This is a genomic window from Alteromonas sp. ABH4_453 (genome assembly GCF_056160665.1).
This window is the reverse complement of the sequence record NZ_JBSWXP010000007.1, coordinates 53,743-80,151: the sequence shown is the minus strand read 5'-3', so window position 1 is coordinate 80,151 and position 26,409 is coordinate 53,743. Positions and strand designations below refer to the sequence as shown.

27 protein-coding genes are annotated in these 26,409 nt (G+C 45.2%); 17 read left to right on the top strand and 10 right to left on the bottom strand.

All coding sequences use genetic code 11. The annotated features are described in order from the left end of the window. Positions 1-257: 257 nt before the first annotated feature. On the top strand, positions 258-506 hold the full coding sequence (locus ACXAGV_RS14805; protein ID WP_474857235.1) for a DUF2960 family protein: 249 nt from the start codon (positions 258-260) through the stop codon (positions 504-506). 59 nt (positions 507-565) lie between these two features. On the opposite strand, the gene ACXAGV_RS14800 is transcribed toward ACXAGV_RS14805, so the two are convergent. Beyond that, a complete protein-coding gene (locus ACXAGV_RS14800; RefSeq protein WP_474873909.1) occupies positions 566-1,195 on the bottom strand; it encodes a hypothetical protein in 630 nt (209 codons plus the stop codon). A 177-nt stretch (positions 1,196-1,372) separates the two neighbouring features. Beyond that, complete coding sequence (locus ACXAGV_RS14795; protein WP_474873908.1) at positions 1,373-3,133, bottom strand: BCCT family transporter; 1,761 nt, start codon at positions 3,131-3,133, stop codon at positions 1,373-1,375. A gap of 280 nt (positions 3,134-3,413) precedes the next feature. On the opposite strand from ACXAGV_RS14795, the gene ACXAGV_RS14790 reads away from it, so the two are divergent. Together ACXAGV_RS14790 and ACXAGV_RS14785 are read left to right on the top strand one after the other, a co-directional pair. Next, positions 3,414-3,842, top strand: coding sequence for a YeeE/YedE family protein (locus ACXAGV_RS14790; RefSeq protein ID WP_474873907.1), 429 nt, complete (start codon positions 3,414-3,416; stop codon positions 3,840-3,842). A 20-nt stretch (positions 3,843-3,862) separates the two neighbouring features. Further along, positions 3,863-4,282: a DUF6691 family protein gene (locus ACXAGV_RS14785; protein ID WP_474873906.1), complete on the top strand. Its 420-nt coding sequence runs from the start codon at positions 3,863-3,865 to the stop codon at positions 4,280-4,282. Between the two features lie 334 nt (positions 4,283-4,616). On the opposite strand, the gene ACXAGV_RS14780 is transcribed toward ACXAGV_RS14785, so the two are convergent. Further along, on the bottom strand, positions 4,617-5,528 hold the full coding sequence (locus ACXAGV_RS14780; RefSeq protein ID WP_474873905.1) for a helix-turn-helix domain-containing protein: 912 nt from the start codon (positions 5,526-5,528) through the stop codon (positions 4,617-4,619). A gap of 127 nt (positions 5,529-5,655) precedes the next feature. Between ACXAGV_RS14780 and pobA the strand changes: the two genes are divergently transcribed. Continuing rightward, entirely contained in the window at positions 5,656-6,870 is a 1,215-nt protein-coding gene (gene pobA / locus ACXAGV_RS14775; RefSeq protein WP_474873904.1) for a 4-hydroxybenzoate 3-monooxygenase, read from the top strand. A gap of 10 nt (positions 6,871-6,880) precedes the next feature. On the opposite strand, the gene ACXAGV_RS14770 is transcribed toward pobA, so the two are convergent. Further along, a complete protein-coding gene (locus ACXAGV_RS14770; RefSeq protein ID WP_474873903.1) occupies positions 6,881-8,077 on the bottom strand; it encodes a LysR family transcriptional regulator in 1,197 nt (398 codons plus the stop codon). Between the two features lie 124 nt (positions 8,078-8,201). Between ACXAGV_RS14770 and ACXAGV_RS14765 the strand changes: the two genes are divergently transcribed. From ACXAGV_RS14765 to ACXAGV_RS14740, 6 genes are read left to right on the top strand one after another with little or no spacing between them, the layout of a single operon-like run. Further along, positions 8,202-8,888: a 4-carboxy-4-hydroxy-2-oxoadipate aldolase/oxaloacetate decarboxylase gene (locus ACXAGV_RS14765; protein WP_474803073.1), complete on the top strand. Its 687-nt coding sequence runs from the start codon at positions 8,202-8,204 to the stop codon at positions 8,886-8,888. A 5-nt stretch (positions 8,889-8,893) separates the two neighbouring features. Then, positions 8,894-10,012 (top strand): 4-oxalomesaconate tautomerase, encoded by a 1,119-nt coding sequence (locus tag ACXAGV_RS14760; RefSeq protein WP_474834244.1) that lies wholly within the window; start codon positions 8,894-8,896, stop codon positions 10,010-10,012. A gap of 21 nt (positions 10,013-10,033) precedes the next feature. Next, positions 10,034-11,053: an amidohydrolase family protein gene (locus tag ACXAGV_RS14755; RefSeq protein ID WP_474857220.1), complete on the top strand. Its 1,020-nt coding sequence runs from the start codon at positions 10,034-10,036 to the stop codon at positions 11,051-11,053. Then, complete coding sequence (locus ACXAGV_RS14750; RefSeq protein WP_474803082.1) at positions 11,050-11,940, top strand: amidohydrolase family protein; 891 nt, start codon at positions 11,050-11,052, stop codon at positions 11,938-11,940. The genes ACXAGV_RS14755 and ACXAGV_RS14750 overlap by 4 nt, the downstream gene beginning before the upstream one ends. Before the next feature lie 35 nt (positions 11,941-11,975). Then, positions 11,976-12,914, top strand: a complete 939-nt coding sequence (locus ACXAGV_RS14745; protein ID WP_474803085.1) for a Gfo/Idh/MocA family oxidoreductase — start codon at positions 11,976-11,978, stop codon at positions 12,912-12,914. Positions 12,915-12,944: 30 nt separating this feature from the next. Beyond that, on the top strand, positions 12,945-13,913 hold the full coding sequence (locus ACXAGV_RS14740) for an aldo/keto reductase (protein WP_474873902.1): 969 nt from the start codon (positions 12,945-12,947) through the stop codon (positions 13,911-13,913). Positions 13,914-14,004: 91 nt separating this feature from the next. Here ACXAGV_RS14740 and ACXAGV_RS14735 read toward each other — a convergent pair whose 3' ends face one another. From ACXAGV_RS14735 to ACXAGV_RS14725, 3 genes are all read right to left on the bottom strand, one after another. After that, positions 14,005-14,844, bottom strand: coding sequence for a class III extradiol dioxygenase family protein (locus tag ACXAGV_RS14735; RefSeq protein WP_474803091.1), 840 nt, complete (start codon positions 14,842-14,844; stop codon positions 14,005-14,007). Then, positions 14,837-15,238 (bottom strand): protocatechuate 4,5-dioxygenase subunit alpha, encoded by a 402-nt coding sequence (locus ACXAGV_RS14730; protein ID WP_474803094.1) that lies wholly within the window; start codon positions 15,236-15,238, stop codon positions 14,837-14,839. Before ACXAGV_RS14730 ends, ACXAGV_RS14735 begins: the two co-directional genes overlap by 8 nt. Positions 15,239-15,485: 247 nt before the next feature. Next, the gene (locus tag ACXAGV_RS14725) at positions 15,486-16,385 is read right to left on the bottom strand and encodes a LysR family transcriptional regulator (protein WP_474803097.1); all 900 of its coding nucleotides are present in this window, start codon (positions 16,383-16,385) and stop codon (positions 15,486-15,488) included. A gap of 150 nt (positions 16,386-16,535) precedes the next feature. Between ACXAGV_RS14725 and ACXAGV_RS14720 the strand changes: the two genes are divergently transcribed. From ACXAGV_RS14720 to ACXAGV_RS14695, 6 genes are read left to right on the top strand one after another with little or no spacing between them, the layout of a single operon-like run. Then, on the top strand, positions 16,536-17,525 hold the full coding sequence (locus tag ACXAGV_RS14720) for a fumarylacetoacetate hydrolase family protein (protein WP_474873901.1): 990 nt from the start codon (positions 16,536-16,538) through the stop codon (positions 17,523-17,525). Further along, the gene (locus ACXAGV_RS14715) at positions 17,518-18,306 is read left to right on the top strand and encodes a cyclase family protein (protein WP_474834255.1); all 789 of its coding nucleotides are present in this window, start codon (positions 17,518-17,520) and stop codon (positions 18,304-18,306) included. Before ACXAGV_RS14720 ends, ACXAGV_RS14715 begins: the two co-directional genes overlap by 8 nt. 53 nt (positions 18,307-18,359) lie before the next feature. Then, positions 18,360-19,517 carry an alpha/beta hydrolase family protein gene (locus ACXAGV_RS14710; protein WP_474834257.1) on the top strand — a complete coding sequence of 386 codons (1,158 nt, stop codon included), beginning with the start codon at positions 18,360-18,362 and terminating at the stop codon, positions 19,515-19,517. Between the two features lie 12 nt (positions 19,518-19,529). Beyond that, the gene (locus tag ACXAGV_RS14705; RefSeq protein WP_474805522.1) at positions 19,530-20,453 is read left to right on the top strand and encodes a VOC family protein; all 924 of its coding nucleotides are present in this window, start codon (positions 19,530-19,532) and stop codon (positions 20,451-20,453) included. A gap of 9 nt (positions 20,454-20,462) precedes the next feature. Then, entirely contained in the window at positions 20,463-20,825 is a 363-nt protein-coding gene (locus tag ACXAGV_RS14700; protein ID WP_474828753.1) for a Rieske (2Fe-2S) protein, read from the top strand. Continuing rightward, on the top strand, positions 20,822-21,955 hold the full coding sequence (locus ACXAGV_RS14695) for an FAD-dependent oxidoreductase (protein WP_474873900.1): 1,134 nt from the start codon (positions 20,822-20,824) through the stop codon (positions 21,953-21,955). Before ACXAGV_RS14700 ends, ACXAGV_RS14695 begins: the two co-directional genes overlap by 4 nt. Before the next feature lie 85 nt (positions 21,956-22,040). Here ACXAGV_RS14695 and ACXAGV_RS14690 read toward each other — a convergent pair whose 3' ends face one another. Continuing rightward, a complete protein-coding gene (locus ACXAGV_RS14690; RefSeq protein WP_474873899.1) occupies positions 22,041-22,994 on the bottom strand; it encodes a PDR/VanB family oxidoreductase in 954 nt (317 codons plus the stop codon). 19 nt (positions 22,995-23,013) lie between these two features. Beyond that, positions 23,014-24,057, bottom strand: a complete 1,044-nt coding sequence (locus tag ACXAGV_RS14685; RefSeq protein WP_474805514.1) for a Rieske 2Fe-2S domain-containing protein — start codon at positions 24,055-24,057, stop codon at positions 23,014-23,016. A 210-nt stretch (positions 24,058-24,267) separates the two neighbouring features. Between ACXAGV_RS14685 and ACXAGV_RS14680 the strand changes: the two genes are divergently transcribed. Next, a complete protein-coding gene (locus tag ACXAGV_RS14680; protein ID WP_474834267.1) occupies positions 24,268-24,978 on the top strand; it encodes a GntR family transcriptional regulator in 711 nt (236 codons plus the stop codon). A 42-nt stretch (positions 24,979-25,020) separates the two neighbouring features. On the opposite strand, the gene ACXAGV_RS14675 is transcribed toward ACXAGV_RS14680, so the two are convergent. Further along, complete coding sequence (locus ACXAGV_RS14675; protein WP_474873898.1) at positions 25,021-26,205, bottom strand: MFS transporter; 1,185 nt, start codon at positions 26,203-26,205, stop codon at positions 25,021-25,023. Between the last annotated feature and the right edge of the window lie 204 nt (positions 26,206-26,409).

The window sequence follows — 26,409 nt, the reverse complement described above, 5'->3', positions numbered from 1 at the left end:
CAAACACCAAATAGCCCTATCAAAGCTTTCACCATGGTCAAAATAAGGTTAGCTTAGTAAGCTTTCCTTTTTTTTATAGATAGCGCAGGCACAGGCTAGAATTTCTCTAAAGCCATTTAACTCTCCTTCGAATACTTTAAACATATCTCGCTATGAATTTGCCACCCGCTTTTTTAATACGGTAATTATTGGCGCTAATTGAGTTTATAATAGCTGTTAAACCGTTTTTGAATTACATCGACCAACGTGAGTAAAACATGGCCCATAAAGTACGTTATAAGTTTAAAGGTGTGGCGAAAGAGATAAATTTTTCTTACAGCCGCCATCAAAATATGCATGAAGCTGTGGCCGATGCCGAGGGAATAGACCTTTCCCAGTTTCTGCAAACTGAACAGCAACTTGCTGCTATCAGCAAAGACAAAAAAACCGTAAGAAACTTCAGAGATACCGAATTTGCAAAGATGGGGTTTTCTGATTTGTACTTCTTAAAGAACGTTCAAGAATAATGGTGGGCCGATAGGGTTCGAACCTCTGACTACGGAGCACAAAACCATCAGTTAAATTGTCAGGGTCTACCCTCAACCAACTCATGAAAAGCCTCAATCGCCCTATCAAAGCTTTCATCGTTGTCGAAATATAACTGACTTAGTCGGCTCTTCTTTATTTTGTAAGTAGCGCTGGCAAAGGCTAGTGCTTCTCTAAAACTGTTAAACTCTTCGTCGAACACGTTAAACACTTGGTGCTGGGGTTTGGCCACCCGCGTTATGTTGCCGTTCACTTCATAGTCAAACCCAGAAAATTGAAGGCGTGAAAGGGTTTCTTTGCCTAGTCGCATACCGCCTTTTAGGCTTATTTGAAATGCGGCGTCCATTTCTTCAATTTCTTCCATGCTCCAGTGGTTATACACCCTAATTGCCTTTTTGTACTTTTCAGCCAATCGCTTTTTTAAGGTGTTTATTCTGGGTTCTAGGGTGCCGTTGTTTTCGTTTTTTAATAGGTCGAAGCATTCGTTGCATGAAGGTACAGCGATGAAGTCGGCCTGTAGATGGCCACTTTGCCAGTCGTGAATGAATTTTATGGGCGGGATAAAATCTTGGCGTGCAGTTTCGCAGCCGCAATAAAAACAGCGCCCGAAGTCTTCTGAGTTCACGGCTCTTAGTGGCTGGTAGAATTTTTGGTAATTCTTTACTGACATGCTGCTATTTGCTTGAAAGGTGTTGCTAAAAAATTAGGCTATTTATGGTGGCTACGTTAACACAGCACGCTTTTTGTGAAAGTTAATTGTGCGGCGTTAAAATGAAAAAAAAGCGCCGCCTTTTGGCAGCGCTCTGCTTCAGAACTTGATCACTATCTATTAGTTAACGGCTAAAAGCTAAAGCCTCGACGGACTGCTGTGCGGGTCGCCTTCAATGTGGTCTTTCGGCCCACGCGGTTTGGGTTTTGCAGCTATGGGCACATCTTCTTCGGCTTCCTCTTCAAGATCCCAGCTGCCCTCTTCGCTCCACGGGTCGTCGTCTGGGAACTCGCCAATGTTGATTTCTTTTACCGAATAGTCGGGCTGGTAACGCATGTCGTAGTTTGCGGCCCTCACTATGGCAATACACAACATAAAGGCTACGGCTAATAGCGGTACGCCCCCTATTATCGATGCGGTTTGCAGCGTTTCTAACCCGCCCACAAACATAAGCACAATAGGCATGAAAGATAGCGCAAAGGCCCAGAATAAACGGTTCCAGCGCAATGGCTCTTCGTCTACCTCTTTTTGTACTACGGCCGCCAAGATGTAAGAAATGGAATCGAACGTGGTAGCGGTGAATATTAGCGCCAGTAGCGTGAACACAGAAATAACTAAATAGTCGAGCGGCAGCGTATGCAGCATGGCAAAAATAGCGGCTGTTGGGCTTTCTTGATTCAGTATGGTAACTACGTCTAGTTCACCCGATAGCTGTAAATACAGGCCGTAGTTCCCCATTACCATGAAGAATAGGAAGCAGCCCATGGTGCCGAAGAACATAGAGCCTGCCACCATAGCGCGAATAGTACGGCCCCTTGAAATACGGGCAATGAACAATCCTACGCTTGGCGCAAACACCAGCCACCAGGCCCAGTAGAAAATGGTCCAGTCTTGTGGGAAGTGCGTGTCTTCAAAGCCGTTAAATTCAGCGAAGGGCTCTAGCCATGTGGCCATTTTAATGATGTTACTCATTACTCGGCCAAGGGCGTCTAGGCCGGTATTGGCCATAAATAGCGTGGGCCCAACAATGAAGATAAATAGCAGTAACCCTACGGCCAGCCAAAAGTTAATGTCTGACAGCAGTTTAATGCCTTTTTTAAGGCCTACATACGCGCTGTAGCCGAATATGGCGGTACAGGTTATTAGCACCACCACCTGCGTAGTTAGCGACTTAGGTACACCGAATAGTTCGTGCACCCCTTCGTTTATCATAGGTGCCGCTAAGCCAAGCGTAGTTGCCCCGCCGCCTAGCATGCCGAAGATAAAGCTGATATCGATAATTTTACCTAGCCAGCCGTGAGCCATTTTCTCGCCTATTACCGGCATTAGGGCTTCGGATATTTTAAGTACGCTGTGGTTACGCACGTAGTAGAAGTAAGCAATGGGTACCGCAGGAATAAGGTAGATAGCCCAGGCTAACGGCCCCCAGTGGAATATACCGTAGGCCGCGGCCCATTTTGCGGCTTCAGGGGTTTCGCCTTCTATGTGAAACGGCGGCGCTTGGTAGTAATACACCCACTCGATCATTGACCAGTACAAGATAGACGCCCCAATGCCGGCGCAAAACAGCATAGCAGCCCAGGATACGGGCGAGAACTCAGGCTTTTCTTCAGGCTCGCCCAGTTTTATTTGGCCGATATCGCTGAACATGATGTACACCATGAAGCCACCTGCGCCCACACCGAGTAATAGGTATAAAACGCCAAGTTTACTTGTAACGAACTCTTTGGCCGTGGCTACCCACTGTGCGCCTTGGTCGGGCCAAATGATAAGGGGGATGGTGACGGAAAGAAGAAGAATAAGAGAGCCAAAAAACGTAGGCTTATCGATTACGCTAAACGCGGTTTCCTGTTCAGTACCAGCCTTTGATGAGGCTGCATCTCGGGTATTACTACTCATACACGATCCTTTGTTTTATTTTTATAGACGCCATTATGCTGTACCGCTTTAAACGGGCAATCTTTTAAAATAGTTTAACAGATTAACGACTTGCTTGTTTTATTGCAGCTATTAGTGAGATAAAGCGTTAAATACTAAGACGGGGCAGATTGGTGTATTTGCACGATTGAATTAACAGACTTTTTTGTGAGTTAGCCGTAGAATTACACATATTAGAATATTGCTATATTAAAATTCAGGCTTTACGTTTTTTAGTTGTAGAAGGTTAAAGGAGAGCACATTGGAAAACTGGACATCAACTCCCTTCGAGCCGCTTGCCGGTTTAGCAGGCGGGCTGCTTATTGGTTCATCGGTGGTTTTATTACTGCTTACCCTAGGCCGTATTGCAGGTATTTCAGGTATTGCTGCAGGCGCGATGACACAGCGCGGCATTGAACGCTACTGGCGGCTTGCGTTTTTAATAGGGGTTGTTTTATCTGCCGTGCTTTACATGGTGTTTGTTGGCGATTTGCAGGTTCAAACGCAAATGAGCTCGGCATGGTTGATTGTAGCTGGCTTACTCGTAGGCTTTGGCACACGCCTTGGCTCTGGGTGTACATCGGGCCATGGTGTTGCAGGCTTATCTCGATTATCTCCCCGCTCTATTGTTGCCACGCTCACGTTTATGGGTGCGGCCGTACTTACCACCACAATTATCAGGCACCTGTAATTAACCGAGGAGAGAATATTATGAGAGCAATTATCGCCTCGCTACTTTGTGGGCTGCTGTTTGGCTTAGGCCTGCTAATTTCAGGTATGAGTAACCCTGCCCGCGTGCTTAACTTTTTAGATTTAAGCGCCAACTGGGATGCCACGTTAGCGTTCGTAATGGGCGGCGCTATTTTAGTGGCGGCGCCAGGTATGTACTGGGTGCGCAAGCGCAGCAAGCCGATGTTTGCGAATAAGTTCGATATACCAACCAGCAAAACTATCGACGCTAAGTTGATATTAGGCTCTGCCGCTTTTGGCATTGGCTGGGGTATTAGTGGTTTTTGCCCAGGTCCTGCCGTGGTTGCTATTGCCTCGCTTCAAACTGATGTGCTGATGTTTGTTGGCGCGATGATTATTGGCATGTTGGCGCAGCATTGGTTGAAGCCTAAATCGGCTTAAAACATAACTGCTTCTTTCCTTGCGGCTTTATCCTCTAGAGGGGGTAAAGTCGTAATTATCCCCTCTAGAGGATAAACCGTGGCAACCACTAACAAAACGTGCAAATAGTTCACTTAACGATTTGCGGCTTTCGCTTTTAATAAACCTCTCCCCCATGCAGCCATGATAACGACAATAACGCCAAAACAAAGCAGTGACTGAGCAAAACTGGGGCTAGGTAAAGATTGAGGCGACGTTAGTGACACGTGGGTACGCTTAAAAGTGAAGTAGTGAATTTCAGTATAACGATTTTGCGATGTGTTGTGATCAAGAAAAAAGCAGCGTTAGTCATTACCTATTCAGGTTTGCCTTTCTGCCGAGGAGCATTTTGAAAAGATTGTCGATAACAACCCGCCGTCATGCCTATGTGTTTTTTGAAAAACCTTGAGAAGTAGGGGTAATCCTTAAAGCCAAGGCTGTAGCATAGATCTTGTATTGGTTGTTGGGTGTAAACCAATTTCCGCTTCGCTTCGTCAATTAATCGCCTTTGAATAATGTTTTTGGGTGACTCTCCTAAATTTTTATTACATAGGCGATTTAAGCTAGACATAGAAACAAATAGTTCGCTGGCATATTTGGATAAGGGCCAGTGCTCTAGGTAGTGCTCTTCTATTAGCCTTTTAAATTTGGTCAATATGCGCGCTTCGTGTGGCCCAGCACTGTATTCAAGCTGCTGCTCATCTGCTAGTCGTTGAAGGGTTAACAACACAAGCTTTGTTAACAACAGCAATGATTGGTCTTGATTTTGTAAGGCACGCTTTAGCTCGTCGCGAATATCAATGAAGTATCGCGTTAACCTATTAAACTGCGGACTGTCTTCTTGAAACACATGAGCAGAATGGAAAAGGTTGTTTATGGCGGTGTCTTGCGCACTTTGCATTTCTTCGCTCAAGATAGCGCTTGTAACAGACAGTACAAAACCTTTAATGTTTGGCTGAAATGTAAAGCCATGTACTACCCCCATAGGAATAGCTACTGCGCATTTCCCCCTTATGCTGAATGTTTTTTTGTTTAACGTAACGTTTGCCTGCCCATCTAAAATGTACAACACTTGAAATAAATGTGCATGTCTGTGCGGTTTTATTACCCAGTCCAGGCTTTCACTTCGCGTGGAGATATCTTCCAAATGCACCGCCCCCGGCCTTTCTATAAGCCCACTTTCCCCATATAGGTCGTAGTTTGGATATTGATGAATTTGCGATGTCATTCTAAAAACCATATTAAACACAATTATTAACTTGATTGAAAAGTACAATAAAATGAGTGAAAAGTTAATAATTTGTTACCGCATTTAACTTCACACTATTTGCACAATATTCGCAAAGGTAGTGAAGATGAAAACATTAACCACACAAGTAGCTATTGTTGGCTCTGGCCCTTCTGGTTTATTACTTGGTCAACTCTTAGCTAAGCAAGGCATAGATAACATTGTTATAGATAGAGCAAACAAAGATTATATTTTAAGTCGTATTAGAGCGGGCATTTTGGAACAGGGATTTACCGATCTTGTGCGAGAGGCCGGCGTTGGTGCTCGCATGGACAAAGAAGGTGAAGTGCATGATGGTTTCGAGATTGCCATTGACGATAAAACGGTCCATATCGATTTAAAAGCGTTGGCAGACGGCAAAGCTGTTATGTGTTACGGCCAAACCGAAATCACTAAAGATCTTATGGAAGCGCGCGAGGCCGCAAAGTTAACCAGCTTCTACGAAGTTGAAGATGTGACTTTGAACGACATTGATACCGCATCGCCCAATGTGGTTTTCAAAAAAGGGGACGATGTTTACAAGCTAAATTGCGACTATATCGCTGGATGTGATGGTTTTCACGGTGTTTCTCGTAAAACTATTCCTGAGTCGGAAAGAACAGAGCACGAGCGAGTTTACCCATTTGGCTGGCTAGGAGTGCTGAGCGATACGCCGCCTGTTAGTGAAGAACTTATTTATTGCAAAAGCCAACGGGGCTTCGCTTTAGCAAGCAGACGTTCTTCTACGCGTTCGCGCTATTACCTTCAGGTGCCTGCCACTGACGCGGTAGAAAACTGGACAGACGAAAGGTTCTGGGATGAGCTTAAAAAGCGCTTACCTGCAGATGTTGCCCAAAAACTCATAACTGGGCCAAGCATTGAAAAAAGTATTGCTCCTTTGCGTTCTTTTGTTTGCGAACCTATGCAATACGGTGCACTTTTTCTTGTTGGAGACGCTGCACATATTGTTCCCCCAACAGGTGCAAAAGGCTTAAACTTAGCAGCATCCGATGTGGCAACTTTGTACAAAATACTTTGTCGCGTTTATCTTGAAGGCGACAACTCACATATTGAAGACTATTCAAAAATTGCATTACGAAGGGTATGGCACGGCGAACGATTTTCGTGGTGGCTCTCGAACATGCTGCATAATTTCGATAATGAGCATGTCAACGATATGGGCCCAGAGACATTTCAGCGATTCATGAACTCTGAGCTGGATTACTACACGTCTACCGAGGAAGGGAAAAAGGTTATTGCCAACCAGTATGTAGGCATGCCCTATGAAAACTTAAGTAATTAGTCGCAGACGTTCAGTTACGTTTATATTCATCTAGCACTTCAAGGAAGCGTCTTTGAAGTGCTGTTGGCTGCCAATCGCGTCTTAGTGTGTAGCCTATTTCTCGACAGCTATCTGGCAAGGGGTTGGGGCTTACATAAAGCAAACCAGCATCGACCTCGTCTTGAACTTGCCTTGCAGATAACAAGGTTACTCTGTCGCTTTTTAACAAGATCCCGCGGATCGCCATCATAGTACTGCATTCGATAATATCTTTGGGTACCGGCATAGCTTCAAGCTCGAACATGCGATTAAAAACCTTTCGCGTTGGCGTACCGGCTTTGGGAATAACCCATTGCCATTTACTTATGTTGGAAGCGTAAGTCCCCTCTTCTATGGTCGCTAAAGAAGGATGGTGCTTGCGCGCTACAACGTGCAGTTTATCGTCGAACAATTTGTGCTGCGTGATTGTGTTATCAAGGTTGGGGGCACGCAATGCCCCTACAATGATATCAACTTGCCCTTGCAGCAAGCCAACAAGTTGTTCCTCATATGGGCCGTCAACGATACTCACTTCTGCTTGGGGATATTCCTCTAATAACCGCAACACCGCCATAGGTACTATGTTTGCCCTTGCCAGCGGCAAACTGCCTATACGTATTTTGCCAGAGCGCTGCCCAACGAACTCGTTGACTTCCTGTAGCCCTTGTTCAATTTCAGCTACAAATAAATGAGCAAGACGAGCAAGCTGCTTTGCTCTCCACGTTGGTTCGACACCAGTGGGAATTCGACGAAATAACTTTTGTTCAAGCGTAAATTCTAGGTCTTTAATCGTTTTACCCAGCGTTGGCTGCGTTAAACCCAGCTTTGTCGCTGCGTTGGTGTAATTTCCGGTATCTACAACCGTAATTAATGCAATAAGTTGACGGGTTGTAATCAGCCGTAAAAACCCTTCTTTTCTCTTCGCACTTTTTTCAAACACGTTATTGGCAAAAGACAGTAAATAGTCGAACGCTCTTGTTACCCGCTTCAAAAAAACATCGCCTACATCTGTTGTAAACATACCTGACTGGGTGCGTTCGAAAATTGTGTGGCCAAGCTGAGACTCCAGCTTGTTGATGCCTTGCGTTAAGGCCGATTGTGATAAATGAATATGCTGAGACGTTTCGGTTAGCGTACCGAACTCTCTAACTTTCATAGCACTAAGCAAGTGACGCGTATTAAAAATCAACGTATGCCCCTAATGTTTTTTAGTCATTATAGAAAAAATTAATAGCAAAGGGCAGCAATCTAACGTTCTTTTCAGCGCCGAGTTATCCATAATCGAGAGACTTCAATATTAAAGGAATACCCTAATGGCTATTTGCGTAACAGACTGCCCACGACCTTCTCTGTCAACCATTGAAAAATATCAGGGGTCAGAGGTTGCTACCGTTCACGAAGCGCAGGGTAGAAAGGGGCTTTTAGCGCAAGATATGCGCCCTATTTATCGACCTGCTCAAATAGCCGGCCCTGCGGTTACATGCCAAGTAGCGCCGGGAGACAACTGGATGATTCATGTCGCGGTTGAGCAGTGTCAGCCGGGAGATGTATTGGTTGTTACGCCAACCAGCCCTTGTTCAGATGGCTTTTTTGGTGACCTGTTGGCTACATCGTTAAAAGCAAGAGGGGTAAGAGGGCTGATTATTGATGCAGGTGTTCGCGATATCGCTACCTTAACTGACATGAAGTTCCCTGTGTGGTCTAAAGCCGTGTTTGCACAAGGCACCGTAAAAGAGACGATTGCTAGTGTTAATGTACCTGTTGTTTGTGCAGGTGCTTTGATAAACCCTGGGGATATTGTTGTTGCTGATGATGATGGCGTTGTGGTGGTTAAACAAGAAGAAGCAGATGACACGTTTGAAAAGGTTAAGCTGCGCGTAGAAAACGAAGAGTCCAAACGCAAACGCCTTGAACAAGGTGAGCTTGGTCTGGATATTTATAATATGCGCGAACGCCTGGCAGCTAAAGGCCTTCGCTATGTAAAGCACGGTGAGCAATAGCACTTATGAAAGCCGTAACTGCGTGCCTAATGAGGGGCGGAACCTCTAAAGGACTCTATTTTTTAGCCAAAGATTTACCCCTTGATGTTCATCGTAGAAATGCCTTTTTATTGTCGGTTATGGGCTCCCCCGATAGCCGGCAAATAGACGGTGTGGGCGGTGGTCACCCGCTAACAAGTAAGGTGGCCGTTGTGAACCCGTCGTCTAATCCAGAAGCCGACGTTGACTACTTATTTTTACAGGTAGCGGTAGATAAAGCCCAGGTCAGCGATACGCAAAACTGCGGAAACATCCTTGCCGGCGTGGGTGCGTTTGCTATTGAGCAGGGGCTAGTAAAAGCGCAGGATACGACAACCGATGTACGTATTCGCATGGTAAATACCAACACGTTCGCTGTAGTAAGAGTTCAAACGCCTAACGGCGTGGTCAATTACGAAGGCAGTGCGAGTATTGACGGCGTACCTAATACCGCCGCCCCTGTTTATATCGACTTTTTAGATGTTGCAGGCTCTTCCTGTGGTAGCTTATTCCCTACTGGAGCCGCTCAAAATACCGTAGAAGAAATTAACATTACGTGTATAGATAATGGTATGCCGGTCGTGCTAATTGATGCTCACTCGCTGGGACTTAAGGGAAGCGAAACACCAGAACAATTAGAAAGTAATGCCGCCTTAAAACAAAAAGTAGAAGCTATCAGGCTTAAGGCTGGCGAAATGATGCAGTTAGGCGATGTCACGGCCAAAACGGTCCCTAAGATGACGATCATTTCTGCCCCTCTAAATGGCGGAGATATCAATACTCGTACCTTTATTCCACACAGAGTACACGACGCTATTGGCGTTTTAGGCTCAGTTAGCGTTGCGACGGCTTGCTTGGCAAAAGGCACCGTTGCCTACGACCTTTATCGCCGCCATTGCGCTAAACGTGATAACGAATTGCAATCTGCTGTGCCCCTTGCAATTGAGCATCCAACGGGAGCGTTCAAGGTAGATATGGAGGTCGCAAATGCTGATGCATTCGAAACATTTGAAGTGAAGCGCGCCGCTTTACTGCGCACAGCCAGACTGCTCATGCAGGGAACGGTGTTTGCTCCCGACTCTGACCCTACACTAGCTCATGAATAAAAACGATAAAGAGGACCGAACATGATCATTGATTGCCACGGACATTACACCACTGCACCCGAGCCACTACAGCTTTTCAGAGAGGCGCAAATTAAAGCGTTTAAAGATGGCAAGGCGCTGCCTGAAGTTCCTTATATTAGCGATGACCAAATTCGAGAAAGTATTGAGAAAAACCAGCTTAAGTTACTAAAAGAGCGTGGTTCAGACATGACAATATTTTCGCCGCGCGCATCTGCGATGGCGCACCACGTTGGCGATGAAGCAGTATCAAAGCAGTGGACCAGCGCATGCAATGACCTGATTAAGCGCGTTGTCGATTTGTACCCTCAACACTTTATTGGTGTGTGCCAATTACCCCAGTCACCCGGTGTTCCAATCAAAAACTCTATAGATGAGCTAGAGCGCTGTGTTAATGAGCTGGGCTTTGTAGGCTGCAACTTAAATCCAGACCCATCCGGTGGCCATTGGACATCAGCGCCTTTAACGGACAAAAGCTGGTATCCATTCTATGAAAAAATGGTAGAACTAGATGTACCAGCCATGATCCACGTGTCGGGCTCGTGTAACGCGAACTTCCACGCTACGGGTGCTCATTATATGAATGCAGATACCACGGCATTCATGCAATTTTTACAGGGTAATTTATTTAAGGACTTCCCCGAACTGCGCATTATTATTCCACACGGCGGCGGTGCCGTACCTTATCACTGGGGGCGTTATCGTGGCTTAGCTGATATGCTAAAGCAGCCTCCACTCGATGAACATGTAATGCAAAACGTGTATTTTGACACCTGTGTTTACCATCAACCCGGGATAGATCTGTTATTCGATGTTATTGACATTAAAAACATTCTATTCGGCTCAGAAATGATTGGCGCAGTGCGAGGTATTGACCCTCAAACGGGTAATTATTTTGATGACACAAAACGCTATATTGATGCGTTGGATATTCCAACAGAAGATAAGCAGTTAATATTTTCTGGCAATGCTCGTAGGGTATACCCTCGACTAGATGCCAAACTAAAAGGAATGGGGCTATGAGCAAATTTACCGTTGATCCAGATTGGTTACACTGGCACCCATCACCGTCGAAACCACAGTTTACATTACCGCAAGGCGCGGTAGATGCGCACTGCCATGTGTTTGGCCCTGGTGAACAATTTCCTTTTGCTGCTGAGCGAAAATACACGCCATGTGACGCATCTAAGTGGCAGTTGTGGGCGCTGCGTGATTATTTAGGTTTTAGCCGAAATGTTATTGTGCAGGCGACATGTCACGGCGCCGACAACCGTGCATTAGTTGATGCGCTAAACAACTCTCAGGGACTTGCGCGAGGCGTTGCCACCGTAAAACCTGATATTTCAGATGAAGAGTTGTATGCACTGCACGAAGCTGGCGTACGAGGCGTGCGCTTTAACTTTGTTAAACGTTTAGTCGATGCCCTGCCGTTTGATGCATTAAATACGGTAGCGCACCGCATTAAAGAACTTGGCTGGCATATTGTTATTTACTTTGAAGCCCAAGAACTACCAGAGCTTTATTCGTTTTTTACCGCACTGCCTACCACGGTTGTTGTTGATCACATGGGTCGTCCCGACGTGAGTAAACCGGTAGACGGTGAAGAGTTTGGGTTATTTCTAAAACTAATGACAGAGAACACCAATTTTTGGTCGAAGGTGAGTTGCCCAGAGCGAATCTCACTGGCTGGACCGAGTAACGGTTACCACGATGTCATCCCTTTCGCCAGAGAAGTGGTTGAACGCTTTCCAGACCGTGTTATTTGGGGCACAGATTGGCCTCACCCGAATATGAAAAGTCACATGCCGGATGACGGAAAGCTGGTTGATTTCATTCCGCTTATTGCCTCTACAGAAAGATTACAGCGCAAACTTTTGGTTGATAACCCAATGAAGCTTTATTGGTCTTAAGGCTCGATACTGCTTTTGAAATTGAGGAAGATTTTATGAAAATTATAGTTGTAGGTCCTGGCGCTTTTGGCATAAAGCACTTAGATGCATTGAGCAAAATTGATGATGCTGAGGTTGTCGGTTTAGTGGGCCGAAACCCGCAAAAAACGCAAGCGGTTGCCGATGAGTACAAGATTCCCCATGTGTACACCACACTTGAAGAGGCACTAACCTCTGATGCCGATGCCGTTATTCTTTGCACCCCCACCCAGATGCATGCCGAGCAGTCTATTTTATGCATGCAGGCGGGCAAACACGTACAAGTTGAGATACCACTCGCCGACAGTTGGGAAGACTCTCAAGCCGTCATGGATGCACAACTAGCGTCTAATTTGGTATGCATGGTGGGTCATACTCGCCGCTTTAACCCGTCTCATCAATGGCTAAATAAGCGTTTGCGCAAGGGTGAATTGAATATTCAGCAAATGGACGTTCAAACTTATTTCTTTCGTCGCAAAAACATTAATGCGAAAGGTGAGCCTCGTTCTTGGACAGACCATTTGCTTTGGCACCACGCTGCTCATACGGTTGATTTATTTGCCTACCAAGCAGGCTCGCCTATTGTAAAAGCGAACGCCGTACAGGGGCCGATTCACCCTGAACTGGGTATTGCTATGGATATGTCAATTCAGCTTCAAGCTGAAAATGGCGCCATTTGTACCCTTTCACTATCTTTCAATAATGACGGACCGTTAGGTACATTCTTCCGATACATCTGCGACAACGGCACTTATATCGCAAGATACGACGACCTTGTTAACGGCCATGAAGAACCAATTGATGTGTCTACCGTTGATGTATCATTAAATGGTATTGAACTACAAGACCGCGAATTTATTAGCGCGATAAAAGAAGGCCGCCAACCCAATGCTAGCGTGGCGAGCGTATTGGGCTGCTATAAAGTGCTTCATGACCTTGAGCAACAGCTAGCGTAGTGGGAGGCGATTATCAAAACGCGTAATCTTTTGGGTAAACAGGTGGGTGAGATTGGCTTTGGTTGTATGAACTTTAGCCATGCCTATTCTGGCAAACTCAGCGAAAATGATGCTATCGATTTACTACACAAGGCTTATGATTTAGGCGTCGATCATTTTGATACTGCGGCATTATATGGCTTCGGAGAAAATGAGCGCATTGTCGGAAAAGGGATGAAACCCTTCAGAGACAAGATTTTGCTGGCCAGTAAGTGCGGGATGACTGGCGTGAACGGCAAGCGCACTATTGATGGCTCGCCTAAAGCTATAGAGGCTACGCTTAATAATGCGTTAAAAAGCTTACAAACCGACTTTATCGACTTGTACTATTTGCACAGGATTGACCCTAACGTGCCGGTAGAAGACAGTGTTGGCGTGTTGGCAAATGCGGTTAAAGCAGGCAAGATTGGCGCGATTGGTTTGTCTGAAGCGTCTGCCGAAACGCTTGTTAGAGCGCACGCCATTCATCCAATAGCCGCGATGCAAACAGAGTATTCACTGTGGACACGTAATGCAGAAATTGCGGTTCTGAAAAAATGCGAAGAACTAGACGTTGCTTTCGTTGGCTTTAGCCCTTTAGCACGTGGATATTTAAGTAATACATTTGCCCATATTGATGACTTAGATAGTGGTGATATTAGGCGGGGAATGCCTCGGTTCCAAGGTGAAAACTGGGTGCAAAACCGACGTATATTCGCCCAATTTGCAGCCTTAGCAAATGAAGCTGAATGCACACCCGCGCAACTGGCCATTCATTGGGTTTTGAAACAAGCAGACTATATACACGCTTTACCCGGCACCCGCTTTATCACTCATTTAGAGGAGAATTTGCGGGCGAGCGAATTAACCATTGATAGCAATATATTAGTGCGCGCCGGTCAGTTAATTAATCAAGAAACGGTGCAAGGCCCAAGATATCCAGCCGCTGCACAGGCTGATATAGACACAGAAGAATTTTAATACTGCTAAATAAAAAGCGGCGGGTACTTCACATGTACTCGCCGCTTTTTTGTTTACGCTATGCTTACGGCGTTATGTACGCCGCGTTATCTTAGCGGTTATCTAAAACCAACACACCTGCGCCCGTATTTGAAATAGGTGCATGGTAGTGCTTGTGTATCACGTTAACATCGTCTTTTAGCGCACCGCGCATGACCAGCCACATGATGGTTTCAATACCTTCTGTTCCCGCTCGCTCCATAATTTCAGCATTTGAAAACTGCGTCATCCATTCAGGTTCTTCAGCTATCTTATCCATGCACTCAAGATCAAAGTCGACGTCTATAATACCGGCTCGTTCGCCTTGAAGCTGGTGCGACATGCCGCCCGTACCCAATATCACAACTTTATGGTCTTCAGGATATGACTCCAGTGCTTTACCCAACGCCTTGCCCAATTTTAAACAACGAGCAGCAGTCGGTACTGGGTGCTGTACTGTATTTACAGCAAGCGGAATAGCTTCTACCGGCCACTCCTCGCAATCGCCAAACAACGCGCGAATAGGATTAACAAAACCATGATCGACTTTCATTTCTTGGCAAGTGCAGATATCTATTTCTTGTTCAATAAGCGACTCTGCGATATGCCAAGAAAGTGGTGCATTACCCTTAAACGGGTTAACCGGCTTTAAACCCCACCCTTCATCAGCATTGTGATACTCATCTGCACACCCTAAAGCAAAGGTCGGAACGGTATCTAAGAAAAAGTTTAAGCCATGGTCGTTGTATACAACAATAACCAGGTCTGGCTTTACTTCATTTAACCAGTCTTTCGCAGGTCCATACCCGTCAAAAAATCTTTTCCAATAAGGCTCTTGCTGAAGACCTTCAGTAATAGCGTTGCCAACGGCAGGTATGTGCGAACTGGTTATTCCACCAATGATTTTAGCCATTCCAGTAGTCTCCTTTTTTCTTAATTTTTTCTATAAGACCGTCGCTTTTGGCCACCAAGTTCTGCTTAAATTCTTCCGTTGTAATACCTTGAAAAGCTGCACCTGCGTCTTGTACAGACACGCCGCGAGGAATAGCCATTTTTGCCATGAAGTATATGTTGGCGCCTAATCGAAGCATTTGTAGAAAATCAGAATTTACCACGACGTCTTTATACTCACCTTTAACACCATACTTGTCACAATATGCTGCAGGGTCTTTATCAAATTCCGTTCTGTTTTCTTCGTTGTTAAAAGAAAACAGTAGCTTATTTAGAGCATAAGCAGGGTGAGCGCGCTTGCCATCGAACACATAGGTACCAGGAATGTCCTCGTAATCTTTTTTCTGCCAAGTCATTAGACGTATTCCAAATTAAAACGTACCTCTATTATATGAATGCGCCCTGCTTTTATAATGGCGAAAGCGCATCAATATTTGTACATTTCATAGATTTTTGTCGAAGGTGAGTAAACGCATGGCTTTGGTACAAATACAGCGTTAACCATTATGGGACAACGGTTAACGCTGTATTGAGCAAGGCCCAACGGCTGTGTGGGAGTTAGGCAGCAGTAATACTAGGTCGTAGAGCCTTTTTTATAACCTTTTAGGGCCTATGTTTAAGAATTTGTTCTCGCAGCCACTTGTGTAGCGGGTCGTTATTTAAACTTGGGTGCCACATCATAGACTCATTCAACTGTGGCGTTTTAAACGGAATATCATAAATCTTTATAGGGAGATGTTTTGCGTTAATTTCAGCAAGACGCTTTGGTGCTAGGGCCACCCTTTCGGTATTTATCACTGTAAAAAACATACTAGAGAAATCGTTGACGATGACTTCTACCCGGCGGTTAACTTCATCTGAGTCTACCATCCATTTCTCTATGCTCAATTGACTCGCTTTTTCATAGCCAATGGTTACATGGCCAATGTCTGAGAATTGTTCTAGGGTAATATGGCCATTTAGCTTGCTGTTGTTTTCATCCGCTATACAAACGAACTCATCATCTAAAACTTCTTGGGATGAATAGCCATCGAGCATGAAAGCAGAAGGGGCAATAATAAGGTCAGCGCCTTGTTTTGCGAGGCTGTCTAAATCACCAGCAAAAGTAGACATAAATTCAAATGTTATGTTCGGCGCTACTTTCGTGACGTAGGCCAATAAATCAGCCAGCACCACCTGCATTACATAGTCTGACGCAATAATTTTGAAATTGCGATTTGATAATTCTGGTGTGTTTATTTTCTTATCTATAATGCGGTTTCTAATAGTGCTTAGCACTTCGCTGACTGGCTGCTGCATTTCAGCGGCAAGTGGCGTGATGTGCATTTGCTTACCCATTTGTACAAGCAAATCATCATCAAAATAGTCCCTCAAACGAGATAAAATACCACTTGTTGCCGACTGCGAAAGGTGCAGTCGATAAGCGCTTTTCGTAATGTTTTTTTCTTCTAGCAAAACTTCTAACGCCACCAGCAGGTTTAAGTCTAGTTTTTCGTACCGCATTTCTACCCCGAGAACTTATCTACCTATTTTGTACCAACGGTTTTTGAGATATCACGTATCGGCACAAACGATTTTTGCTTAGTAACTCTGAATACTACCATCTTCTGTTAACAATAATTAAAACTTTTAATTACGAAGAGACTTTATTCAATGAAGTTAGCGTCACTCAAAAGCAATGAGCCTGATGGCAAGCTAGTACTTGTTTCTAAGGACCATAGTTTGTGTACAGAGGTTAGTGATATTGCCCCAACTATGCAGTTTGCACTGGATAATTGGGATGCGTGTTATGACAAGCTTAACGAGCGATATCAGTTACTTAATAGTGGGAACGCGAATAATGCGTCTCACTTTAAGCCCGAGCAATGTTTAGCGCCCCTACCCCGCGCTTGGAGCTGGCTTGACGGCTCTTGCTATTTAAATCACGGGCACTTAATGCAAAGAGCCTTCAACTTAGATCCTATTGAAGGCGCCGACAAATACCCTTTGGTTTACCAAGGCTCTGGCATTTCGTTTAGGGGTCCACGCGAACCGCTTTTTGCCGCAAAAGAAGAACACGGTATCGATTTTGAAGGTGAGTTCGGCGTAATAACTGGCCATGTTCCTGTAGGCGCATCACAAGAAGAGGCCAAGCAGAGCATTCGTCTGGTCGTCATGTTAAATGACGTCAGTTTCCGTGCCCTTGCCCCCCGCGAAATGAAAACGGGTTTCGGCTTTGTACAAGCAAAAGGAGACACAGCCTTCGCACCTATTGCCGTTACGCCAGATGAACTTGGTGAGCATTGGCAAGATTCAAAAGTCTGTGCACCTTTAGAAATCCACCGAAACAACGAGTGGTTTGGTGCACCTGATGGCGCAAAGATGTTCTTTGGGTTTGACCAACTCATCGCACATATTGCTGTAGCACGAAGCCTTCCACCTGGCTCAGTCGTTGGTTCGGGCACGGTATCTGATAACACACCTAACAAAGGCCAAGCCTGCCTTTCAGAACTCCGCGCGAAAGAGCTTGTTCAATTTGGCGAACCCAATACGCCTTTCTTAAAAGTGGGCGAAACAATAACGATGCGAGCGCCAGATAAAAATGGCTTCAGCTTGTTTGGCGACATTATCCAAAACGTAGAGTTGGAGACCTCAAATGTTTAACCCAAGAGAATACGAAATTATCGATTTGTCGGTGACGTTAGACAATAACCCACACACCGACCCACCGCCTTTATTGCCCAAAATCGATTACATGGACCACCAGGAAGGCTGGCCCGAAATGGCGTCAATGTTTCCGGGGCTGACCCTCGATCAGTTACCTGGCAACGAATCATGGGCGGCAGAAAGACTTGCAATAACCACCCATAGCGGCACCCATATGGATGCACCCTGGCACTATGCCTCAACTACTGATGGCGGTAAGCCTGCATTCGGTATTGATGAATTGCCCCTGGAGTGGTGTTTCCAACCGGGCGTAAAGCTGGACTTTCGCGACTTTGAAGACGGTTACATTATTACTGCCAGCGATGTGGAAAAAGAGCTGCAACGCATTAATCACGATTTACAGCCGCTGGACATTGTTGTGGTTAACACCCGTGCAGGCAAGATATTTGGTGAACCAGGTTACTTAGACGCAGGGGTCGGCATGGGCCGCGAAGCCACAATGTATTTGCTTGAAAGAGGCGTAAAAGTGGTGGGCACTGACGCCTGGAGTTGGGACGCTCCTTTCAAATACACACGTGAACGCTTTGCCGAGACCGGCGATGCCTCCTTAATTTGGGAAGGCCATAAAGCAGGTCGAGATATTGGTTACGGTCAAATGGAAAAATTGAGCAACTTAGAAGCGTTGCCCGCAACTGGATTTTTGATCTCTTGTTTTCCTTACAAAATTAAACACGCCTCTGCAGGCTTTGTTCGCGCAGTTGCATTTATAAAAAAATAAATTATCAGAGCTAACTTGGCGCATTTGCGCCGCAGAAAAATCAGGAAACTACAATGTTTAAATATTTCCCGACAAACTATGTTTGGAACCTGTCAGTCGACCTGGCCATAGAAATGGGTGCACGTATTGGCGAAATTGAAGAAATGTGTGCGCCATTAAAAGAAGCGGCAAAACAACCCGACAAAGAAGGTGTGCAGGCATTTCGTGATACCTGGGCAAAAATGGCAAATAAACTCGTCGAGCTTGCTGAAGAAGATGAAAGCCGAGGCCGACTGTTTTCAGCGGCTGAAAAATACAACCGTGCTTCCTCGTACTTAATTACGTGCGAACGCCTACAAGCCCACAAAGCGCCAGGACGCCTAGAGTTGTATAAGCATCAGCTCGAGCTTTTTCAAAAATCTATTACCTTGGGCAAAGAAAACTGCGAGCGTGTGGAAATTCCTTATGAAGGCAAACACATATCAGCACTGTATGTCAGAGCTGAAAATGTAGAAGGCCCCGCCCCCGTGTTAATCCAAGTTAACGGCTTAGACTCAACCAAAGAAATGAAATATCGCGTTGGCTTACCGGGTTGGCTGGCCAAGCGTGGGGTTTCTTCGTTGATTTTAGATCAGCCTGGAACAGGTGAAGCGTTAAGACTGCAAGGCCTTCACGCCCGTTACGACAGCGAGCACTGGACGTCTCCAGCTGTTGATTGGCTTGAACAGCGCGAAGAGATAGACAGCAATCGCATTGGCATGGAAGGCGTATCGTTAGGCGGTTATTTCTGCCCCCGCGCAGTCGCTAACGAGCCACGTTTAGCCTTGGGTGTATGCTGGGGTGCAAACCATGACTGGCGTGATGTTCAGAAGCGCCGCTTAGAAAAGGAAGGTGATTTCCCAGTGCCGCATTACTGGGCGCACGTGAAATGGGTATGGGGTGCAGAAACCATGGAAGAATTCATGGAAATCGCCGAGAAAGTTCACTTAGACGGGCAAATTGAAAAGATCAAAGTGCCATTTTTGGTCACCCATGGTTCGAAGGACTCACAAATCCCTCTTAAATGGGCAGAAAGAACCTATGAGCAGCTTGTAAACAGCCCGAAACGCGAACTTAAGATTTTTACCGAGCGAGAAGGTGGTGTTCAACACTCGAGTTTCGATAACAGTGCTAACGCGGGTCAATACATTGCGGACTGGGTTGCAGAAACCTTTAACGCACGTACTGCCTAGAAGGAAAAAACGATGAATATTATTGGCTTAGACAAGCTAGTCTTTGGTGTAGATGACACAAATGCAACAACACAATTCGTTTTGGATTATGGGCTTAAACAAGTAGATGAGCACAATTTTGTTGCTCAAGACGGTACCGGCCTAGAAATTCGGTTGAAAGACGACCCTTCATTACCTGCACCGTTAGAAACCGGCGCTAGCATTAGAAAAACGGTTTACGGTGTTCCGGATCAAGCGAGTTTAGATGCCATTAACGCCGAATTGTCTAAAGACAGAGAAGTAAAAGTACTTTCTGACGGAAGTATTGAAGCTGTCGACGATTTAGGCTTTGTATTAGGTTTTCAAATTACCCTTCGCAACACAACAGACTTACGGTCAGAAAAAATAAATGCGCCGGGCGATATTAACCGTGGTGTGAATGTGAACGGAGTAGACGAATCAACGCCACCGAAGATCCACTCATTATCTCACGTTGTATATTTTGTGCCTGACTCAGCCGCTATGGAACAGTTTTACGAGCAGCGCCTGGGCTTTAAAACCACTGACCGATTTAATGGTGTTGGGGCGTTTATGCGCCCAGCAGGTACAACAGACCATCACACGTTGTTCTTTATAAAGACCCCACCTCACATGAAGGGTATTGAGCACTTTACGTTCCACCTTGGCGGCCCGACAGATGTTGTTAGGGCGGGCACAAACATGGTGAACAAAGGTTATCAGAGCTTTTGGGGGCCCGGTCGCCACATTTATGGGTCGAATTGGTTTTGGTATTTCAAAAGTCCGTTTGGTTGCAATATGGAATTTGATGCCGATATGGATCAACATGACGACACGTGGCAGGAGCGCGCAGCGAACATGGGGCCAGACTACTCTCAAATCTTTTTGTTAGAACATAGAGAGAAGTGGGCACCTTCAGGTGGACCACCTGCTAAATAGACTGCCGTTATGGACGAACACTTAGTGTGCAGTACCCAAGAGATCCCGGAGGGGAAGGCAAAAGGGTTTAAAATAAGCGAAAATGGAAAAGATACGTTTTTCGTTACTCGAAAAAACAACCAATTTTTCGCTTATTTGGATGTTTGCCCTCATTACAACAGTACTACACTTCCATGGAAACGACATGAGTACACTGATGTAAAAGGCGAGCATATTGTTTGTGCTGCACATGGCGCGCTGTTCGACATAGCGACGGGTGTTTGTATTCAAGGACCTTGTAAACATCAGCGAATTCAAAAAATACCAATACGGATTGAATCGAACCAACAAATTTGGATTTCAAAAAAAACAATAAAGGCCTTTAAATTATGAAATCAAGTGTGAGCAATGTTTTAATAATTGGGGGCGGTTTTTCAGGTATGACCGCCGCTATCGAATTAAGAAAGCGCAATATAGAAACAGACTTAGTAGAGATAGATGAAAACTGGCGTACAGACGGCGCGGGTATCAGCATTGGCGGTGCAACTTTACGAGCATTCAAAACGATTGGGATATTGGATGAGTTTTTAGAGCAAGGCCATGCACATAACGGATTAGATGTATTTGCGCCGCACGGCTTGCACTTAGCGCATGTCCCTACTCCCTCTGTTGCCAACGCTGAGGGCATACCAGGCGCAGGCGCAATTATGCGCCCCACCCTTGCGAAGATCCTTGCCGAGAAAACCCTGGCGTCTGGCGCGAATGTGCGCTTAGGCTGTACCTATAAAGAAATGGTTAATACCGATAAGGGAGTAGAAGTCAGTTTTACCGACGGTACGACCAAAACCTACGACCTAGTTATCGGTGCAGACGGCGTGCACTCGCAAGTACGTAAAGATGTATTTCCTGAAGTTGAAGCACCAAAATATATCGGCCAAGGTGTGTGGCGCGCTGTGCTGCCAAAACTTCCTGAAGTAAAAAATACGATGATGTGGGTAGGTCCGCACTTGAAAGTTGGTGTTAACCCTATGTCTAAAGATGAAATGTACTTGTTTTTGACAGAAGACAAAAAGGAAAGACCTAAATACGACCCTGCCACTTACGTTGAAAAACTGAAAGAATTAATGGGTACCTTCCCTGCCCCCATGGTTAATCAGTTTAAAGATATGCTGAATGAAAATTCACTTATCGATTTTCGAGCTCTGGGAAATCTTTTAGTACCTGCCCCCTGGCATAGAAAAAGAGTGGTGCTGATTGGTGATACTGTGGCCGCAACCACTCCGCATTTAGCTTCAGGGGCGTGCATAGGCATTGAAAGTGCCATCGTTTTAGCTGAAGAGTTAGCAAAGGATGTTACAGTTGAACAGGCACTCACTTCCTTCTTAGAAAGACGCTGGGAGCGCTGTAGAATGGTTGTCGAAAATTCTGCTCGCTTATGTCAGATAGAAATCGAAGGTGGCGATAAAGCCGAACACACACAAATTATGCGCGAGTCTATCATTGCATTAGCACAGCCTATCTAAACCTTTAAAGTGCTTATAAAATAAAAGCTAGCAGTTCACTGCTAGCTTTTTTGCTTTAAATATAAAAAACTAAAACCTGTTAAAGTTAAAGATCCAATACCAGCTTTGTGCCTTTTGCTCGCGAACAACACGGTGTCATCAAGGCGCCATCCGCTCTTTCTTCTTCGTTTAAAAACACATCACGATGCTCGACGTCACCTTCCAGAACTTTAGTTACGCAGGTTCCGCAGACCCCTTCTTCACACGCAACAGGAAGAAAAATGCCGCTGTCTTCTAATGTGGTAAGAATGGTTTCATCTGCAGGAACATGAATTATTTGACCGGTACTTTTTATCTCGACATCAAAAGCTTTATCTTCGTCACTTTCAAGACTGCTTTTATCGATTGAAAAGTACTCTCGGTTTATTAGCGTGTCATTCCAACCAAGCGCAAGTGCACTTTCTATAACATCGTCAATAAATCGCTGAGGGCCGCACACATAAATAGGCATATGGGTAGATTTACTTTTCAAATAGTCCTTTACGCTAAGTCGAGACGACTGAGTATCGTTAGAAAAGTAGAACTTCGTATTTGGCAACTGCCTTATTCTGTCGCCGTAGGGCATTGCAGAGGCATTAGTTGCACACACACTAAATTCAAAGGGCAGCCCTTTTTCCTCGCATAACTCTGCCATAGGCAAAATAGGCGTAATGCCAATTCCTGCGGCAAGAAATAGCACTGTAGTATCCTTAGCGGTGTGGGTAAACGGGAAGTGATTTTTGGGTTCACTAATTTGTAGCTCATGACCTGCTTCCAACTCATCGTGAATATACGATGAGCCGCCACGGCTATTGCTTTCACGCAGAATTGCAATTTCATAGTCGCTATTGTTAGAAGCGCCACACAAGGAGTATTGTCTGAGTAACCCATTAGCTAAATGCAGTTCTATGTGTGCACCGGGTTCCCATGGCGCCAGACTTGTACCATCAACGGCACTTAGTTTAAGCTTTGTAATGTTATCGGTGAGCTTTTCTTTAAGTGTTATCTTAACGTTTTGCATAAACTTTATCTCCCGTGATTTAACGGCTTTCAGCTTTGATAGCGCGGGTTATCATTCTTCTGGCCATAACACCGCCAGAATCGATATCCAGCATGAGAAGCTGCCTATCGGGATATAAGTTTAAGTTCTTCTGTTGCTCTTCTAAGATTTCTTGATCTTCAGCAAATACCGCTCCCTGCTGCTGCTTAATTTGCTCAGTTAGTGCTGTATCATCAACTTTGAAATCTCGCGCCATTCCCCAAAAATAATGTATGGATTGGTCAGATTCTGGCGTTATAAAGTCGACAACGATACTGCCAGCCCTTTTATCTGGTGCCGCATTGATACCGCCTTCTCCCGCCACAGCAACACCCACTTCAATCATAATGTGGCTGGGTAAGTCGAAGCGACAAACTTGCCATCGGTCTACGCTTCCTTCTTTAGGTAAATCATTAGCTTCCAAAGCCGCTTGCCAAAATGGAGGGGCTACAATATTTTCCATAAAGCGTGACGTCACTACCTGCGCACCCTCAACTTTTGTATTTACTGGTGCTTCTTCTATTTCTGATTGCCCGATACTTGTTGAGTGCACGTAGGTTTCGTGGGTGAGATCCATAAGGTTATCTACCATTAACCGATAATCGCAATTAATGTGATACAGCCCACCACCATAAGCCCAGTCAGGGCTATCAGCCCAAAATAGATTAGGTAACGCATCTTCATCTGCAAGGTCTTGTTCGCCCGGCCACAGCCAGATAAAGCCGTACTTTTCGACGACTTTGAACGCTTTGATGCAAGGAAATTTGTCTACCCGCTGCTTGGGCATAGCGTCGGTTTTACCTTCTCTCCCCATCACGAGGCCATGATAGCCACACACCAACTTTCCATTTTCAACATAGCCTAGCGAAAGAGGTGCGCCGCGGTGGGGACAAAAATCTTCAACCGCAGCAACGGTTTTATTGCTATCGCGGAAAAAAACCAGCGGCACATCGCAAATTGTACGTGCTAATGGTTTGTCAGAATTTACTTCATGTGAATAACACGCTACATACCATGTGTTTAACGGATAAATTTTTTCTTTCATATTGTTGTCCCCATCCAAAATTGGATCCAATATATGCCATAACACGTTAAAATCAAGTTATTTAAACGTAAATTGGATCCAATAATTAAATAACGTGTCCTTTAAGGTCCTAAGCACCCTTGATAATCGCCAATTAGCAGGAAACAGGGCTTGAGTTGCACTGATTAAAAACGGTAAATTGGATCCAATTTCGATGTATGTAAGTGAATTATGAGCGAGACAAAAACGAACCCAGCCGTAGTAAGTATTCTTAGAGAGAAAATATTGATGGGTGAATTCCCTGCTGGGAAGCGTCTGGCAGAAACGCAAGCTGCAGAAGCCTTGGGAGTATCAAGAACCCCGGTTCGTATTGCGCTGCGCTCTTTAGCGCAGGAAGGACTTCTTGAAAAGCTTCCTGCTAGAGGCTATCGAGTAAAAGAAGTCACCGTCACAGAAATTACGAATTCGGTAGAAGTACGCGGTGTACTTGAAGGGCTAGCAGCCAGACAAGCGGTTGAGATAGGATGCAGCGAGCACACAATTGAACAGCTAAAAACGTGCTTGGCACAAGGAGATGCACTATTTGTTGATGGCAGCATTGATGAGGCTGGCATAGAAGCATATCAACAGATGAACGAAACATTTCACGATATTATTATCAACGCAAGCGGAAACACGTCGATTAAAAGTGCGTTGCAGCTAAATGAACATTTTCCTTTCGCCTCGGTAAGTGCCATTGCATACGACCCGAACCAATTAGACAGAGAGTTTCATCGCCTCAAATACGCTCATACTCAGCATCATGCTATTGCAGATGCCATGATAAAAGGACAAGGTGCGCGTGTGGAGGCTTTATTAAAAGAGCACTCTCTTGCCACTATCAATCATATCGACTTGTTTAATTCTAATACGTATAAGCTATACAAGCCTAGAAAAATGTAGGCCCTAGGTGCATGAGGGCCCGCAGAGAATCTTAATTATCGGCTATTTTGCAACAAGCGGCTGCGCATGCTTTGTTTTTACAAGCGCTAGTAGCGCGGCCAAAAACGCTAGCGTCGCAAATAGCATCAATACGTTATACAGACCACCAAACTCTACCTGAAGTAAGGTAACCAGAATTGGCGCACTAAATTGCCCAAGGAAAAATGCGCCAGTCCACAGTCCAGTGCCTTTTCCGCGAACATTTACTGGTAGCACTTTCAATACCCAGTTGAGTGTGGTGGGTAGTAACAAGCCAAAGCCCAAGCAAGCTATCACCACAGATACAGAAGTCATAACCAACGACGTGGAAACCGCCGCGCCCACATAGCCTAAAGTAGCTAGCATTAGACCACCAGCTATAAGCGATGGGCCAGTTAACCCTTTGGCTTTTTTAAATGCGATAGACCCTAGCGCAACACCGATATTCGCAGCGGCACCAATCCCCCCAATGACACCTGGTGAGACCTCGGCTGATAGCGCTAATATCTCTCCTAATTTAACTATGATGGTATAGAAGATTACACCAACAAATAACGTTGTTATAAGTATCGGAAGAATGTCGCGCCACGGCGTTCTCACGCCGGATGCGGTATTTTTAGAAGACGCGGAAGGTTCAAACAAAACCCGGTGGACTAAGAGGGCTATGGGTAGAGCGAGAATATACAATAAGAAAGGGCCTCTTGAGCCTAACAGCTCTCCTAAAATACCGCCAAAGGCAATAAGTACTATTGCACTAATACTGACACTGGCAATTTGTATTGTTACCCATCGCTGACGTTCTTTACCCGTGTAGTAATCTGCAATGAGTGCTGTTGCGACCGTCATAATGGCAGCCTCTGCCATACCTAACACCACGCGAGATAAAATAATATGGAACAAATTAGTGAGGAAGAAGGGTGCAAGTCCAATGAATGCATAGATGATTAGCGCGGTAAGCAACACTGGCTTTCGGCCAACTCTATCTGATAGCCATCCGGCTATGGGAGAGAACAGTGCTACACAAAGCGCGGGGATTGTCATTGCCATTGGTACTAGAAATTCAGCGCCTTCTATATAGGCAAATTCTTTCATAAATAGCGGCAAAACTGGTACTAAAGAAATGATTGCCATAGTGGGCATAATGGCTGCTAAAACTAAAATCACACCATGTTTAGACGCCGCTACGCCTTGTTTATCTAAAGCAGTCATACAAGTACCCCTTCTGGTTTTTATTGTCTCTACCGCTTATCTCACTTGATAGTAATTTGCATAGGATTCGAAGGATAATTGTTCGCCTCGATATACAGGTATTGGCAATGGCGATACTTACTGTATGTGCTCATAAAAGGCCCTTGTGACATATTCATGAGTGAGCTTTTCACTGATACGTGCTGGTCTAAGCTATGCGTTCTC